15 protein-coding genes are annotated in these 14,914 nt (G+C 73.7%); 12 read left to right on the top strand and 3 right to left on the bottom strand.

All coding sequences use genetic code 11. The annotated features are described in order from the left end of the window. Positions 1-11 precede the first annotated feature (11 nt). Positions 12-866, bottom strand: a complete 855-nt coding sequence (locus tag K304_RS0122595; RefSeq protein WP_027765572.1) for an SAM-dependent methyltransferase — start codon at positions 864-866, stop codon at positions 12-14. 277 nt (positions 867-1,143) lie between these two features. Here K304_RS0122595 and K304_RS0122590 point away from each other — a divergent pair, with 277 nt between their 5' ends. From K304_RS0122590 to K304_RS30730, 3 genes are all read left to right on the top strand, one after another. After that, positions 1,144-1,392, top strand: coding sequence for a DUF397 domain-containing protein (locus K304_RS0122590; protein WP_027765571.1), 249 nt, complete (start codon positions 1,144-1,146; stop codon positions 1,390-1,392). 88 nt (positions 1,393-1,480) lie between these two features. Beyond that, entirely contained in the window at positions 1,481-2,380 is a 900-nt protein-coding gene (locus K304_RS0122585) for a Scr1 family TA system antitoxin-like transcriptional regulator (RefSeq protein ID WP_027765570.1), read from the top strand. A gap of 161 nt (positions 2,381-2,541) precedes the next feature. Next, positions 2,542-3,024, top strand: a complete 483-nt coding sequence (locus tag K304_RS30730) for a MarR family transcriptional regulator (RefSeq protein ID WP_078529547.1) — start codon at positions 2,542-2,544, stop codon at positions 3,022-3,024. Between the two features lie 25 nt (positions 3,025-3,049). On the opposite strand, the gene K304_RS0122575 is transcribed toward K304_RS30730, so the two are convergent. Both K304_RS0122575 and K304_RS0122570 read right to left on the bottom strand, forming a co-directional pair. Then, positions 3,050-3,598, bottom strand: a complete 549-nt coding sequence (locus tag K304_RS0122575) for a carboxymuconolactone decarboxylase family protein (protein WP_027765569.1) — start codon at positions 3,596-3,598, stop codon at positions 3,050-3,052. Between the two features lie 323 nt (positions 3,599-3,921). Further along, positions 3,922-4,377 (bottom strand): ATP-binding protein, encoded by a 456-nt coding sequence (locus tag K304_RS0122570; protein WP_027765568.1) that lies wholly within the window; start codon positions 4,375-4,377, stop codon positions 3,922-3,924. A gap of 255 nt (positions 4,378-4,632) precedes the next feature. Between K304_RS0122570 and K304_RS0122565 the strand changes: the two genes are divergently transcribed. From K304_RS0122565 to K304_RS0122525, 9 genes are all read left to right on the top strand, one after another. Then, positions 4,633-5,448, top strand: a complete 816-nt coding sequence (locus K304_RS0122565; protein WP_027765567.1) for a hypothetical protein — start codon at positions 4,633-4,635, stop codon at positions 5,446-5,448. Positions 5,449-5,682: 234 nt separating this feature from the next. Next, positions 5,683-6,450, top strand: a complete 768-nt coding sequence (locus tag K304_RS30725; RefSeq protein ID WP_051308726.1) for a YcnI family protein — start codon at positions 5,683-5,685, stop codon at positions 6,448-6,450. Between the two features lie 31 nt (positions 6,451-6,481). After that, entirely contained in the window at positions 6,482-7,144 is a 663-nt protein-coding gene (locus tag K304_RS0122555; RefSeq protein ID WP_027765566.1) for an SCO family protein, read from the top strand. Next, complete coding sequence (locus tag K304_RS30720) at positions 7,141-7,722, top strand: copper chaperone PCu(A)C (RefSeq protein ID WP_078529545.1); 582 nt, start codon at positions 7,141-7,143, stop codon at positions 7,720-7,722. The genes K304_RS0122555 and K304_RS30720 overlap by 4 nt, the downstream gene beginning before the upstream one ends. Before the next feature lie 14 nt (positions 7,723-7,736). Further along, complete coding sequence (locus K304_RS0122545) at positions 7,737-9,845, top strand: FixH family protein (protein WP_027765565.1); 2,109 nt, start codon at positions 7,737-7,739, stop codon at positions 9,843-9,845. 21 nt (positions 9,846-9,866) lie between these two features. Then, the gene (efeB, locus tag K304_RS0122540; protein WP_027765564.1) at positions 9,867-11,180 is read left to right on the top strand and encodes an iron uptake transporter deferrochelatase/peroxidase subunit; all 1,314 of its coding nucleotides are present in this window, start codon (positions 9,867-9,869) and stop codon (positions 11,178-11,180) included. A 43-nt stretch (positions 11,181-11,223) separates the two neighbouring features. Then, on the top strand, positions 11,224-12,159 hold the full coding sequence (pheA, locus tag K304_RS0122535; RefSeq protein ID WP_037791483.1) for a prephenate dehydratase: 936 nt from the start codon (positions 11,224-11,226) through the stop codon (positions 12,157-12,159). A 544-nt stretch (positions 12,160-12,703) separates the two neighbouring features. Further along, positions 12,704-13,984: a serine--tRNA ligase gene (gene serS / locus K304_RS0122530; RefSeq protein WP_078529543.1), complete on the top strand. Its 1,281-nt coding sequence runs from the start codon at positions 12,704-12,706 to the stop codon at positions 13,982-13,984. Further along, entirely contained in the window at positions 13,981-14,799 is an 819-nt protein-coding gene (locus K304_RS0122525) for an HAD family hydrolase (protein WP_027765561.1), read from the top strand. The genes serS and K304_RS0122525 overlap by 4 nt, the downstream gene beginning before the upstream one ends. The last annotated feature ends 115 nt before the right edge of the window (positions 14,800-14,914 follow it).

Raw genomic sequence — 14,914 nt, 5'->3', positions numbered from 1 at the left:
CGGCGCGCGGGTCAGTGCTTGAGCGCCACCCCGGCCCACAGGCTGACGGCCGCGTCGTCCAGGCTGCCGATGTCCACCAGGCGCTCGGTGTCCGCGTCCGGGTGCCAGCGGTGCGGCACCTCCACGCCCGGCTCGACCAGCTCCAGGCCGTCGAAGAACCGCTCGATCTCGGCGCGGCTGCGCACCTGCGCGTTGCCGCCGTCCGCCTTGTAGACCTGGATGGCGCTCTTCCACTCCTCCGGCGCGAAGTCCGGCGTGCAGTGGGAGAAGACCAGGTACGAGCCGGGGGCGAGCTCGTCCACCAGCGCGCGCACCAGGTCGTAGGGCTGCTGGTCGTCGGTGAGGTAGTGGAAGAGGCCGACCAGGCTCAGCGCCACCGGCTGCGCCATGTCGAGGGTCTCGCGGAGCTGCGGCGAGTCCAGGATGTCGCGCGGCTTCATGATGTCCGCGTCGACATACGCGGTGCGGCCCTCGGGGGCGCTGGTGAGCAGGGCCCGCGCGTGCGCCAGGACGATCGGGTCGTTGTCCGCGTAGACCACCCTGCTGTCGGGGGCGACAGCCTGCACCACCTCGTGCAGGTTGGGGCTGGTGGGGATGCCGGTGCCGATGTCGAGGAACTGGCGGATGCCCCGCTCGGCGAGGTGGCGGGCGGCCCGGTGCATGAAGGCGCGGTTGGTGCGCGCCGCGGTACGGAAGCCCGGGAAGGCGGCGAGCAGCTTCTCCCCGACCTCGCGGTCCGGCGGGTAGTTGGTCTTGCCGCCGAGGAAGTAGTCGTAGATCCGCGCGGAGTGGTGCGTGTCCAGCCCCAGGTCGCGTTCTTCCGCGGCAGGCCCGGCCGCCGGTTCGTGGTCGAGGTTGCCGCCCATGTGTGCCCCTGTCAGGTCGCCGTGGTCACCGTCCGATGCGCGGAATCGTAGTCCCCCGGACCGCGCGGCTTCCGGTCATTCTGCAACGTCAACTTCTCTGCCGGAAAGGGACGTTGAACGATCAGTACAGGTCTCTGCCTCCGAACTCTGGCCGTGCAAGCACGAATGCAATTACAGTTGTGCGCACATCGGTAAGAACACCTGCACTTGCAGCCGCAGTTGCAGCACGGACGTACGGACGCCGTACGCCGGCCCCCTCTGCGAAGGAGACGTCGGGATGCAGATCGACAACGGAGTCCGCGCGGACCGGATCGCCGGAGCCGTGTGGCGCAAGAGCGGACGGAGCGCCCCCGGCGGCAACTGCGTCGAACTCGCGGCCCTCCCCGGCGGCCGGGTCGCCGTCCGCAACTCCCGCTTCCCGTCCGGGCCCGCGCTGGTTCACAGCCGCGAGGAGATCGCCGCGCTGCTGGGAGACATCAAGGACGGCGAGTTCGACGGAATGGTCACCGAGGGCGCCCTCGGCTGAAACGGACGAACCCGTCCGGAAAGCTGTACCTGACACCCCCACAGGTGCGACACTGTGCTATCCACCGGCCACACCTGGGGAGTTGGACATGTCCGCGATGCCGCGGCCGATCGGCGCACCGTCCGGAGGCGACCTTCCCCCGCAGGACGAGGTCGGTCCCACCGCTCTGCGCATTCTGCTCGGCGCGCGGCTGCGCAGGCTCCGTCAGGACCTCGACATCACCCGTGAGGACGCCGGCAGGCACATCCGCGGCTCGCACGCCAAGATCAGTCGGCTGGAACGCGGCCAGGTCGCCTCCAAGCACCGCGACCTGGCCGACCTCCTCACCCTCTACCACGTGCTCGACGAGGACACGCGCACCGAGTACTTCGAGCTCGCCCGCAAGGCCAACGCGCCCGGCTGGTGGCACCAGTACAGCGACGTGCTGGAGGAGTGGTTCGAGCTCCACATCGGTCTCGAGGAGGCCGCGTCCCTCATCCGCACCTACGAGGTGCAGTTCCTGCCCGGCCTGCTCCAGACCGAGGCGTACGCGTACGCCGTCAGCCGGCTCGGCTACCCGAACGCCTCCCCGCGCAAGATCGACCGGCTGGTCGACCTGCGGATGCGCCGCCAGCTGCTGCTGCACCGCGCAGGCGGACCGAAGCTGTGGGCCGTGGTCGACGAGGCCGTCCTGCGCCGTCCGTTCGGCGGCCAAGCCGTCATGCGCGCCCAGCTCGAACACCTGCTGGAGGTCGGCGAACTGCCGCACGTCACCCTCCAGATCGCGCCGTTCGAGGTGAGCGCCGCGGCAGCGGGCTCCCCGATCACCATCCTGCGCTTCCACGAGCCGACGCTGCCGGACAAGGTGTACCTGGAGCACTTGACCAGCGCGGTCTACCTGGACCGGCAGGCGGAGATCGACCAGTACTCGATGATCATGACGCGGCTGCAGGCGCAGGCGTACACCCCGGAGCAGTCGGCGGACTTCCTCCGCGACCAGCTGGGCTGACCCGGCCCCTGCCGACGGGGGCGGGCCCCACGGACCTCCGGACGTCTACGCTGGACGCGCGGCACCCGTACCGTCGCGTCCCCCGCGTCGTCGTGCGGCGGCCGCACCCGTCACGACGCGCCCGCAGCGTCGCCGCACACCGCCGGAGTCCCTGGTCCGCCATGCCCCCTTCCGCCCGCCCCGGAAACGCGCTTCCCTTCCTCCTCCTGTCGGCGTTCCGCGCCCTCATCGACGAACTGCACGTGCGGCTCGCCGAGGCCGGCCACGAAGACCTGCGCCCCGCCCACGGCATGGCGATGCAGATGATCAGCAGGGGCGGCGGCGTCTCCGACCTCGCCCGGCGGCTCGGCGTCTCGAAGCAGGCCGCCAGCAAGACCGTCACCGCGCTCGAACGGCTGGGCTACGCCGAACGCAGACCGGACCCGCGCGACCAGCGCCAGCGCGCGGTCGCCCTGACGGCCCGGGGCGTGGAAGCACTGGCCCTCTCCGGCGACATCCTCAACCGTCTCCGCGACGAGTGGGCCGCGGTGGTGGGACCGGGCGAGATGGACGGGATGGAGGACGCCCTGGCCCGGCTGGGCAAACACGGCGGACACGGCGGACACGGCGGCCTCGACGGGATCGGGGACTGGCTGGGCGCGTGACCTCTGCGCCGGTCGCGGGCCGGCCTCAGTGCTGCGGGTGCCAGGCGAAGGCCCGGAAGGGCTCGTCGACCGGCGCCTCCGTCATGCGGTTCGCGTAGGTCGAGAGGGTGTAGACGCCCAGGCCGAGCACGACCTCCAGGGCGTTCCGGCGCGTGTACCCGGCATCCAGGAAGCCCTGCATGAGGTCCGGCCGGACGCTGCCGCAGCCGGCCATGACGGCGAGGGTGAAGACGCGGAGTGCCTCGAGCCGCGCGTCCTCCAGTGGCCGGCGTTCCCGCAGCGCGTCGACGAGGGAGACGTCCGTGCCCGACCGGGTGAGCATCGCGGAGTGCATCGCCACGCAGTAGTGGCATTCCACCGAGCCGGCCATCGTGAGGATCAGCACCTCGCGTTCGAGCGGGGTGAGCGACGTCGTGTCGAACAGCTTGTTGCCGGTCAGGAACCCTTCGAGCAGTTCCGGCGACTCGGCCATCATCGCGACCGGCGCGGGGACGAAGCCGAAGCCCCGGGCCGTGCTCTCGAGGTGCGGGCGTGCCCCCTCCGGGGCGGACGCGACGTCATGGTGAACGAACATCGTGGTCGGTTCCTCTCTTCAGCCGTGGGCCCGGGTGACGGAGTCGCCTCCCGGTCGGTCGCTCTGTCGGAGGCCTGTGCCAACGCCGTGCAGCACGGCAGCGGCGGCGCGACGGGTGCCGGAGCGCCTCGGGCGGGTGGTCCCGCGCGACGCGCCCGGCACCCGCCCTCCTCCGCCCTTCGACCACGGCCGCGCAGCTCCCCCTCCATTTGGTCAACCAGGTTGACTATATCGGAGGTTCACTCGGTCGCGCAGGGTGTTCTCGGAGACGTGGAGCAGTCAGGCCCCACCCCACGGGCCGGCACGAGGGGCTGCGGCGCGTCTCAGCCGGCGCGGACCAGGGCGTCGTCGCGCCACTTGAGGATCTTGTCGAAGCTCACCACGGCCCCGCCCTGCTGCGGCCTGTTGGCGAAGCGGACGTGGTCCGCGAGCGTCTCGATCAGGTACAGGCCGCGCCCGTCCTCGGCGTCCGCGGCCGCCGCTCCGGGCGGCGGGGGCGCGACCGGACGGCCGGCGCTCGCCGCGGGGAAACCCGGGCCGCCGTCCGTCACCTCGATGTGGCAGGTGTCGCCGTCGATGCACGCCGTCACCCGGTACCCGTCCGCGCCGCCGCTGCCGTGCTCCACGGCGTTGGCACAGGCCTCCGACAGAGCGACCGCGAGGTCGTACGAGATCTCCGGGTCCACCCCGGCCGAGTCCATCGCGCCGAGCAGCATCCGCCGGGCGAGGGGCACCGTGGCCGCCTCGCGACGCAGGTGCAGAGACCACCAGATGCTCATGCTCAGCCTCCAGGCCGCGGCTCGACGTCGGACCACGAGGGTCCGTCCGGCCATACCCGTACCTATTGCCAAGGGGGTCGCCGGATAAGCCCCGACCCTGCGGTACCCCCCGATCGGCGGACGCGCCCGGCCCCCCGCCCGGTGTACGGCCACCCGCACACGCCCCCGCGGCTCGGCGCACGTTCCCCGCCGCGCGCACCGCTCCCGGGCCCTGCCGGGGGCGGGAGGAGGAGCCGGTGAGATGATGACGCCGCCATGACTGCCGGTGCGGATCTCAGACTGCTGCGGGCCGCGGTGTTCACCGCGGTCTGCGTGCTGCTGTCCGCCGCCGGACACTCCGCGGCCGCCGGTACCCCCGTGCCACTGTGGACGCTCGGCGCCGGCTGCGCCGTCGTCCTCGCCGCCGCCGCACCGCTCGCCGGGCGGGAGCGTGCGCTGCCCGGCATCGCCGCCGCGCTCGCCGCGGGGCAGGTCGTGCTGCACGTCCTCTTCTCCGCCGGGCACACCCCGGCCTCGGCCCCGCCCGCCCGGCCGGACGACCACGGTGTGACCGCGCTGGCCCGCACGCTGCTCTGCGGCGACGGCGGACAGGCCCTCAGCGAGGACGAGGCGCGGCGGATCGTCGCCGACGCCGGGCTCCCCAGCGGGCCCGCCGCGCCAGGGGCAGGCGGAGCCCACCCGCACGCGGGCGCCGCGGACGCCGTACCGAACGCCCTGGACGCGGCGCTCGCCCAGCTGTCCCTCCCCATGCTGCTCGGCCACCTCCTCGCCGCCGTCGCGCTCGGCTGGCTGCTGCGCCGCGGCGAAGCCGCCCTGTGGCGGCTGGTGCGCCTGTCCGCCACCACCGCCCGCGCGGCGGAGGAGCTGCTGACCGTACGGGCGCTGCGCGCGGCCGTACGGCTGCTGGGCGCGCTGCGCCGCGGCCTGACCGCCGACGGCGGCCACGGCCCGGACGCCGTACGCCGCGCCGACCGGGACCGGACGCCCGACGGGCCGACCGCGCCGCTGACCGGGGCCGTGACCCGGCGCGGCCCGCCGCGGGCGAAGGACGACCTGCACCTGGCGGCCTGACACCCGCACCCCGGACGGGGGCGCCCGCGCGCAGCTGCGCGCTCCGGCGCAACCGGACGCGCCCGCGCACCGACGCGCCCGGCGGTCCGAAGGCGGTGTCGCACGCTGCCGACCCCCTTCCCCGCCCCCAGCGCCTTCGCGCGCCGGTCCGCGCCTCCGATGCGCCGGACCGTATCCGGCCACGCCCCGCGTGCCCGGGAGTGGGCTCCTTCGCGAGAGGAAAGAACGCCCGTCATGACCACTGCCCCGAACGCCAGTCGCTTCCCCGCCCTCCTCGGCCGCCGCGCCGCCGCCACCGGCGCCCTCACGGCCGCCGCCGTACTGCTCTGCGCCGGCCCGGCCGCCGCGCACGTCACCGTCGACCCCGACCAGGCCGAGCAGGGCGGCTACAGCGTCGTCAACTTCAAGGTCCCCAACGAGCGGGACGACGCCGGCACCGTCAAGCTCGAGGTCAGCCTGCCGCCGGAGCACCCGCTGACGTCCGTGCAGCCGCAGGCCGTGCCCGGCTGGGACGTCGAAGTCACCAAGTCCGAGTTGGACGAGCCGATCGAGCAGCACGGCAAGCAGATCACCGAAGCCGTCACCAAGATCACCTGGAGCGGCGGCGAGATCGAGCCGGGCCGCTTCCAGCAGTTCCCCGTCTCCATGGGCCGGTTGCCTCAGGACGCCGACCAGCTCGCCTTCAAGGCCCTGCAGGCCTACGAGGGCGGCGAGGTCGTGCGCTGGATCGAGGTGCCCGGGGAGGGCGCCGACGAGCCGGAGCACCCCGCCCCCGTCCTCCAGCTCGCACCCGCCGACGAGGCCGGCCACAGCCACGGCGGCGCCGACGAGGCCGCCGACGCGGACGCCCCGAAGGCCGGGGCCGACGGCACGGAGGAGACCGCCGCCGACACCTCCGGCGGCACCGACACCACCGCCCGCGTCCTCGCCGTCGCCGGCATCGTCGTCGGCATCGCCGGAGTCGCGTTCGGCATCCTCGCCGGCCGCCGTCGCGGCGCCTGACCCAGAGAAGGAAGCCAGGTAAGACCGAGTCATGCGCACCACCCGAGTACTGAGCGCGGCCGCCGTCGTCCTGACGGCGGCCCTCGCCCTGACCGCCTGCGGCGGCGACACCTCGACCGGCGGCACGTCCGACGTCGCCTCCGTCGAGGGTGCCGACCAGGCGCGCGGCGGCGTCACCCTCGACACGCCCTTCCCGAAGCCCGACCTCACCCTCACCAGCGACGAGGGCGAGGAGTTCGACCTGATCGAGGAGACGAAGGGCGCCCCGACGCTCCTCTTCTTCGGCTACACCAACTGCCCCGACGTGTGTCCGCTGACGATGAGCAACATCGCCGTGGCCAAGGCCAGGCTCAGCGAGGAGCAGCAGCGGAAGCTGCGCGTCGTCTTCGTCACCACCGACCCCGAACGCGACACCCCGAAGCGCCTCGACGCCTGGCTGGGCATGCACGATCCGTCCTTCGTCGGGCTGACCGGCGACTTCGACACCATCCAGGCCGCCGCCCGCGGCGTCGGCGTCCACGTCGAGGAGTCCTACGAGAAGAAGAACGGCGACGTCGTCTCCACCCACGGCGGCCAGGTCCTCGCCTTCTCGCCGAAGGACGACAAGGGCCACGTGCTGTACACCGAGGGCTCGGCCACCCCGCAGATCCTCGGGAAGGAACTGCCGAAGATCATCAAGGGGGAGACGCCGTGAACGCGACCCGCGCCCGCGACCCGCACCGCCACCACCGCCGTACGGCCGCCGCCGCGTCCCTCGCGCTGACCGGCGCCCTCGCCCTCGGCGCCTGCTCCACCGGCACGTCGGCGCAGGCGGCACACGGGGACGACGCCCGGCACGAGCAGGGCCTCCGGGTCACCGGCGCGTACATGCCGGCGCCGCTCATGACCGACATGGCAGGCGGCTACTTCGTCGTCCGGAACCACGGCGCGAAGGACGACCGGCTGACCGGGGTCACCAGCGGCCTGGCCGAGTCGGTCGACATGCACCGGACCGTCGAAGGGCAGATGCAGCGGGTCGACTCGCTGCCCGTGCCCGCCGACGGGAAGCTCGAACTGCGCCGCGGCGGCAATCACCTGATGTTCCGCGACCTGGACCGGAAGCCCGCCGAGGGCGACACGGTGCGGATCAAGCTGCACTTCGCGCACCACGACCCGGTCGCCGTCGAGGTCCCCGTCAAGGCCACCCACCACGATCCGTCCGCCGCAGACCCCGGTGAATCCGGCGACTCCGGCAGCCACGAGGACGACGGCGGACACGAGGACCACCACTGAGACAGGTCGTGACCATGCCGTCCACCACCGCCCACCGCGGCCGGCGCCGCCGCACCGCGACGCACGGCACGCTCGGCGTGCTCGCCGTCCTCGCGACGCTCTGCGCGTACCTGCTCGGCGCCGCGCCGCCCGCAGCCGCGCACGCCGTCCTCACCGGCAGCACCCCCGCGGCCGGGGCGGTGGTGGACGCGCAGCCCGAGGACGTCGTCCTCACCTTCTCCGAAGCCGTCCAGCTCTCCGACGACTCGGTACGCGTCCTCGCCCCCGACGGCGGCCGCGCCGACACCGGCGAGACGCGCGAGCGCAGCGGCGCGTCCGGCGGCGAGGCCCGGTACGCCACCCCGCTGCGCGACGGCCTGGCCGACGGCACCTACACCGTCGCCTGGCAGGTCGTCTCCGCCGACAGCCACCCCATCTCCGGTGCCTTCACCTTCTCCGTCGGCGCCCCCTCGAAGACCACCGTCGCCCTCCCCGACCAGGAGGCGGGCGGCGGCGCGGTCGGCGTCCTCTACGACCTCGCCCGCTACGTCGCCTACGCCGGGCTCCTGCTGCTCGTCGGCGGCGCCGGATTCGTCCTCGTCTGCTGGCCGCAGGGAACGCGGGTGCGTGCCGTGCAGCGCCTGGTCACCGGCGGCTGGGCCGCCGTGACCGCCGCCACCCTGGCCATGCTGCTGCTGCGCACGCCGTACACCGGCTCCGGCCGGCTCGCCGACGCCTTCGACCTCGGCGGGCTCGCGGACGTCGTCGGCACCGGGACCGGCACCGCGCTGGTCTCCCGGCTGCTGCTGCTCGCCGCGGCCGCCCTGTTCACCGCCGTGCTGTTCGGCACGTACGCCCGGACGGCCGCCGACGGCGACCGCGGGAACGACGACGACCCGGCGCGGCGACGGGACCTGATGATCGGCCTGAGCCTCGGCGGCGGTGTGGTCTCCACCGGCCTGGCCGTCACCTGGGCGGCCTCCGAGCACGCCTCCAGCGGCATCCAGACGGCCGTCGCCATGCCCGTGGACGTCGTCCACCTGCTCGCCGCCGCGGCCTGGCTCGGCGGCCTCGCCACGCTCGCCGTCGCCCTCCGCTCCGGCACCGGCGCCGTCCCCGCGACCGCCGCACGCCGCTTCTCCCGCATCGCACCGGCCTCCGTCGTGGTGCTGGCGCTCACCGGGACGTACCAGTCGTGGCGCCAGGTCGGCTCCTGGTCCGCCCTGACCGGCACCGACTACGGGCGCCTGCTCCTGCTCAAGCTCGCCCTCATCGCGCTCCTCCTCGTCGCGGCATACGGCTCCCGCCGCTGGGTCACCCGCCTGACGGCACCGGACCGCACGACGGCACCGGCACCGGCGGCCGGTAGCCACCGCGCCCAGCCGGACCCGTCGGTGTCGCCAGCGGCGCGGACCGGCGCGAACCGCGCCGTGCACCCCGCCCCGGCAGGCACGTCGGGGGCGGCGCCCGCCACCGCGCCGCCCCCCGGGGCACCGGCTGCCGCACCGGACACCGGCTCGGCACACCCGCCCGGGGAGGCGGTGACCCCACCGCACCAGGCCCCCGCCGACCCCGCGCGGGCGGCGCAACTCGCCCGGCAGCGCGCGGCCGTGGAGGCGGCGCGGCGCCGCCGCGCGCGCGACGCGGACCCGGACCGGCGCGGCCTGCGCCGCACGGTGCTGGTCGAGACCGGCCTCGCGGTCGCCGTGCTGGCCGCCACCACTCTGCTCACCGGCACCGAGCCCGCCCGCACCGCGCAGGCGGCGGACACCGGCGCCGGGCCCCCGGCGACCGCACCGGCCGGGCCGCGCGAGCTGACCGTGCCCTTCGACACCGGGGGCCCGCAGGGGAAGGGGAAGGCGAAGGTGACCCTCGACCCCGGCGGCACCGGCCGCAACACGCTCGACCTGCGACTCACCGACCCGTCCGGGAAGCCGCTGGACGTCCCGGAGGTGCGGGTATCGTTCACGCTCCCCGCCCAGGACATCGGCCCGCTGCGCGTCGCCCCGCGCGAGGACCGCCCGGGCCGCTGGCGCACGACCGGCCTCCGGCTTCCCGTCCCCGGCGCCTGGGAGCTGGCCCTCACCGTCCGGACCTCCGACATCGACCAGATCACCGAGACCCGTACCGTCCGCATCGGCTGACCCACGACAGGCACCGCATCCATGCCCAAGAAAGCCCAGCCCACCGCCTCCGCACCGGCCTCCGCACCGGCCCCCGCCACGAGGGCCGCGCCCGCGCTCTCCCGCCGCCGCATGCTCGGCGCGGCCGGAGCCGCCGGGGCCACCGGCCTCGCCCTCGGCGGCACCACCGGCGCCCTCGCTCACGCCGCCACCTCGGACACCCCACCCACCGCGCTGAACAGCGTCGGCACCGGCCGGGTGGCCTTCCGCGGCACCCACCAGTGCGGCATCACCACGCCGCTCCAGGCGCACGGCCGCCTCGTCGCCTTCGACCTCGCCCCCACCGCGGGACGGGCGGAGGCCGCCGCGCTGCTGCGCCGCTGGTCGGACACCGCCGAACGGCTGATGGACGCCGTCGGCACCGACAGCCCGGCGGACGGCCCGGCGTCCGGGATCGCGCTGGACGCCGGACCGTGCTCGCTCACCGTCACCTTCGGCTTCGGCCGCAGCCTCTTCGTCCGCACGGGTCTCACCGACCGGATGCCGGACGCGCTGCGCCCGCTGCCCCGTTTCACCGCGGACGCGCTCGACCCGGACCGGTCCGACGGCGATCTGTGGGTGCAGATCGGCGCGGACGACCCGCTGGTCACCCTCCACGCGCTGCGCGTGCTCCGCGCCGAGGCCGGTGAGGCGGCCCGGCCCCGCTGGGAGATGGCCGGCTTCAACCGCACCCCCGGCGCCACCGCCCGGCCCATGACGCCCCGCAACCTGATGGGCCAGGTCGACGGCACCAACAACCCCGAGCCCGCCGACGACGACTTCGCGGACCGGATCTTCGTCCCGCGCGGCGGCGAGCCGGACTGGATGGCGGGCGGTTCGTACGCGGTCGTGCGCCGCATCCGCATGCTGCTGGACGACTGGGACGGCACACCGCTGCAGGAGCAGGAGCAGGTGATCGGCCGCCGCAAGTCCGACGGCGCCCCGCTCTCCGGCGGCCCGGACGCCACCGAGGACACCGCGGTGGACCTGGAGGCCCGCGACTCCTCCGGCAGGCCCGCGATCGCCGCCGACGCCCACGTACGGGTGGCCGCGCCGGAGACCAACGGCGGGGCGGCGATGCTGCGGCGCCCCTTCTCCTACCACGACGGGCTGCGCGAGGACGGTGCGCCGGACGCCGGGCTGCTCTTCGTGGCCTGGCAGGCTGACCCGCTGACCGGCTTCGTGCCGGTGCAGCGGAAGCTGGACAGCGGGGACGCGCTGTCCCGGTTCCTCCGGCATGAGGCGAGCGGTCTGTTCGCCGTGCCGGGCGGGCCGGCGCCGGGCGAGTACGTGGGTCAGCGGCTGCTCGAGGGCTGAGACGCGGCAGGTCGCCCCTTTTCGCCGCACTACGCTGTGCTGCATGTCACCGTCACCCGCGAGCCGTTTCACCTATCTCGGTCCCGAGGGGACCTTCACCGAGGCGGCCCTGCGCACGCTTCCCGAAGCCGCGACGCGCGAACTCGTGCCGATGGTCTCGGTCCCGGCCGCACTGGACGCCGTACGCGCGGGTGAGGCGGCGGCGGCGCTGGTGCCGATCGAGAACTCGGTGGAGGGCGGGGTGACCGCCACCCTGGACGAGCTGGCGAGCGGCGAGCCGCTGATGATCTACCGCGAGGTGCTGCTGCCCATCGCGTTCGCGCTGCTGGTCCGGCCCGGCACCACGCTGGACGCGGTGAAGACGGTGACCGGGCACCCGGTGGCGCAGCCGCAGGTGCGGAAGTGGATGGCGCGCCATCTGCCGGAGGCCCAGTGGGAGTCGGCCGCCTCCAACGCAGACGGTGCCCGGCTGGTGCAGGAGGGGCGGTTCGACGGGGCGTTCGCCGGGGAGTTCGCCGCGGCGACGTACGGGCTGGAGCCGCTGGTCACGGACATCCACGACGCGGAGAACGCGCAGACGCGGTTCGTGCTGGTCGGCCGCCCGGCGCGGCCGTCGGCGCCGACCGGGTCCGACAAGACGTCGGTGGTGATGTGGCTGCGCGAGGACCACCCGGGTGCGTTGCTGGAGCTGCTCCAGGAGTACGCGGCGCGCGGAGTCAACATGATGCGCATCGAGTCGCGTCCGACCGGGGAGGGCATCGGCCGGTACTGCTTCTCGGTCGACTGCGAGGGGCACGTGGCGGACCGCCGGGTCGGGGACGTGCTGATGGGGCTCAAGCGGGCCTGTCAGCAGGTGCGGTTCCTCGGCTCGTACCCGCGCGCGGACGAGGTGCGGCCGACGCTGCGGCCGGGGACGACGGACGAGGAGTTCGTGGCCGCCGCCGACTGGCTGACGAGGTGCCTCGACGGCCGTCCGTAGCCGCCCCGGCGCTGCGGCCTGGGACGCGCTGACTTGTCCACAGAGTTATCCACAGGCGGAGTCCGATGCTCCGTTCCGCCTGTGCACAAGTCGACACGCGAATCGGACACTGTCGACAAAACCGCATGGAGACCTCAGAGTCACCCACACGGTGGCACGCGAGCGTACGTCACCTCAATTCCTGTGATCAACCCTCAAGGGTGAGTCAATCCCGCTCGAATGAGTGGGTATCCGGGGTTTGAAACAGGAATTCCACGTGCCCCGGAAGGCGCCGACGAGGGATCTTGAATTGTCCACAGCTCGACCCGTCCCGCCTGTGGACAATTCAGCGAGCACCCCCTCGCGCTGTGGATAACTCAGGGGTGAGCCCGCCCCCGAGAGCCCACTGGGGGGCGGCAGCCCCTGTCGGGAATTCCGCCTCGCCCCACTGCGCGCCACGATTACCGGGATTCCCGAGTTTCCCTATTTGCCCCGAATGGGACATAGCGGGAGGGAAAGGGATTTCAGGTCGATCGCGGGAGGTCGGGCCGGGTAGTCTGACGGCGTGATTGACCTTCGACTGCTTCGCGAGGACCCCGACCGTGTGCGCGCCTCCCAGCGTGCCCGAGGAGAGGACGTCGACCTCGTCGACGCCCTCCTCTCCGCCGACGAGCGCCGCCGGTCCTCCAGCGTCCGCTTCGACGAACTGCGAGCCGAGCAGAAGCAGCTCGGCAAGCAGGTCGCCAAGGCGCAGGGCGAGGAGAAGACCGCCCTGCTGGAGCGCACCCGCGAGCTGTCCGCCGCCGTGAAGGCCGCCGACGCCGAGCAGGACGAGGCCGCGGCCGAGGCCCAGCAGCTGCTGCTGCGCCTGGGCAACCTGGTGCACCCGGACGTCCCGGTCGGCGGCGAGGAGGACTTCACGGTCCTGGAGACCCTCGGCGAGAAGCGCGACTTCGACGCCGAGGGCTTCACCCCGCGCGACCACCTGGAGCTGGGCGGCCTGCTCGGCGCGATCGACATGGAGCGCGGCGCCAAGGTCTCCGGCTCGCGCTTCTACTACCTCACCGGCGTCGGCGCCCTGCTGGAACTGGCCCTGGTGAACGCCGCTCTCACGCAGGCCACCGAGGCCGGCTTCACCCCGATGCTGACCCCGGCACTGGTCAAGCCCGCCTCCATGGAGGGCACCGGCTTCCTCGGCCAGGCCGCACAGGACGTCTACCACCTGGAGCAGGACGACCTGTACCTCGTCGGCACCTCGGAGGTGCCGCTCGCGGCGTACCACATGGACGAGATCCTGGACGGCGGCCGGCTGCCGCTGCGCTACGCGGGCTTCTCGCCGTGCTTCCGCCGCGAGGCCGGCAGCTACGGCAAGGACACCCGCGGCATCTTCCGCGTGCACCAGTTCGACAAGGTGGAGATGTTCTCCTTCGTCGCGCCGGAGGACGCCGAGGCCGAGCACAAGCGCCTGCTGGACTGGGAGAAGCAGTGGCTGACGTCGCTGGGCCTGCCCTTCCAGGTGATCGACGTGGCCACCGGCGACCTGGGCGCCTCCGCCTCGCGCAAGTACGACTGCGAGGCGTGGATCCCGACGCAGGGCAAGTACCGTGAGCTGACCTCGGCGTCCAACTGCAACGAGTTCCAGGCCCGCAGGCTGGCGGTCCGGATGCGCGGCGAGGGCGGCAAGGCCCGCCCGCTCGCCACCCTCAACGGCACGCTGTGCGCGGTGCCGCGCACCATCGTCGCGCTGCTGGAGAACCACCAGCAGGCCGACGGTTCGGTGCGGGTGCCCGAGGTGCTGCGGCCGTATCTGGGCGGACGTGAGGTGCTGGAGCCGGTCGCCACGTGACCGCCTCCCCCACGCCCTTCCCGTACAAGCTGATCGCGACGGATCTCGACGGCACGCTGCTGGGCCCCGACGAGACCGTCTCCCCGCGCACGCGGGCCGCCCTCGAGGCGGCCTGCGCGCGCGGTGCGGCGCACCTGGTGGTGACCGGCCGCTCGGTGCCGTGGACGCGTCCGGTGCTGGAGATGCTGGGTCACGAGGGCCTGGCCGTCTGCGGGCAGGGCGCGCAGCTCTACCACGCGGGCGAACGGCGCATGCTCACCTCGGTCACCCTGGACCGGCGGCTGGCCGAGCTGGCGCTCGCGCGGATCGAGGACGCCGTCGGCCCGCTGGCGCTCGCCGTCTCCCGTGACGGCGTGGACGGCCAGGTGCTGATCGGCCCCGGCTACGGGGAGGGCGAGGGACTGCTGCCGTCCGTGCCGCTGGAGAGCATGGCCCACGCCTGGGCCGAGCCGCTGAACAAGCTGTACATCCAGCACCCGACGCTCAGCGACGACGACCTGGGCCGTGCAGCCCGCGAGGCCGCCGGCGACCTGGTGAGCATCACCGTCTCCGGGCCGCGCATCGTGGAGGTCCTTCCGCTCGGCCTCAGCAAGGCCAAGGGCCTCTCGCTGGCCGCCCGGCGGCTGGGCGTGCACGCCTCGCAGACGATCGCCTTCGGCGACATGCCCAACGACATCCCCATGTTCGGCTGGGCCGCGCACGGCGTGGCGATGGAGAACGCCCACCCGGAGCTGCGGTCCGTCGCCGACGAGGTGACGACGTCGAACGCGGACGACGGCATCGCCCTCGTCCTGGAGAAGCTCCTCGCCCAGTGACGGCGCTTCGCACACGCGCGGCGTAACCGTACGACTGTCCGCTCGTTGCACAGTCTGCGCGGAGGCGACCCGAGTGTGTGGCGACGAGAGTGTGTGAAGTGGCGGTGGCCGGCGG

This window comes from Streptomyces sp. CNS606 (genome assembly GCF_000426325.1).
The sequence above is the reverse complement of the archived record's forward strand: the minus strand, read 5'-3'. Positions and strand labels throughout refer to the sequence as shown.

Excerpts from the sequence above, each read along its gene's own strand:
- K304_RS0122595 (WP_027765572.1), bottom strand. The coding sequence starts at position 866 with ATGGGCGGCAACCTCGACCACGAACCGGCGGCCGGGCCTGCCGCGGAA.
- K304_RS0122590 (WP_027765571.1), top strand. The coding sequence starts at position 1,144 with ATGCAGATCGACAACGGAGTCCGCGCGGACCGGATCGCCGGAGCCGTG.
- K304_RS0122585 (WP_027765570.1), top strand. The coding sequence starts at position 1,481 with ATGTCCGCGATGCCGCGGCCGATCGGCGCACCGTCCGGAGGCGACCTT.
- K304_RS30730 (WP_078529547.1), top strand. The coding sequence starts at position 2,542 with ATGCCCCCTTCCGCCCGCCCCGGAAACGCGCTTCCCTTCCTCCTCCTG.
- K304_RS0122575 (WP_027765569.1), bottom strand. The coding sequence starts at position 3,598 with ATGTTCGTTCACCATGACGTCGCGTCCGCCCCGGAGGGGGCACGCCCG.
- K304_RS0122570 (WP_027765568.1), bottom strand. The coding sequence starts at position 4,377 with ATGAGCATCTGGTGGTCTCTGCACCTGCGTCGCGAGGCGGCCACGGTG.
- K304_RS0122565 (WP_027765567.1), top strand. The coding sequence starts at position 4,633 with ATGACTGCCGGTGCGGATCTCAGACTGCTGCGGGCCGCGGTGTTCACC.
- K304_RS30725 (WP_051308726.1), top strand. The coding sequence starts at position 5,683 with ATGACCACTGCCCCGAACGCCAGTCGCTTCCCCGCCCTCCTCGGCCGC.
- K304_RS0122555 (WP_027765566.1), top strand. The coding sequence starts at position 6,482 with ATGCGCACCACCCGAGTACTGAGCGCGGCCGCCGTCGTCCTGACGGCG.
- K304_RS0122545 (WP_027765565.1), top strand. The coding sequence starts at position 7,737 with ATGCCGTCCACCACCGCCCACCGCGGCCGGCGCCGCCGCACCGCGACG.
- efeB (WP_027765564.1), top strand. The coding sequence starts at position 9,867 with ATGCCCAAGAAAGCCCAGCCCACCGCCTCCGCACCGGCCTCCGCACCG.
- pheA (WP_037791483.1), top strand. The coding sequence starts at position 11,224 with ATGTCACCGTCACCCGCGAGCCGTTTCACCTATCTCGGTCCCGAGGGG.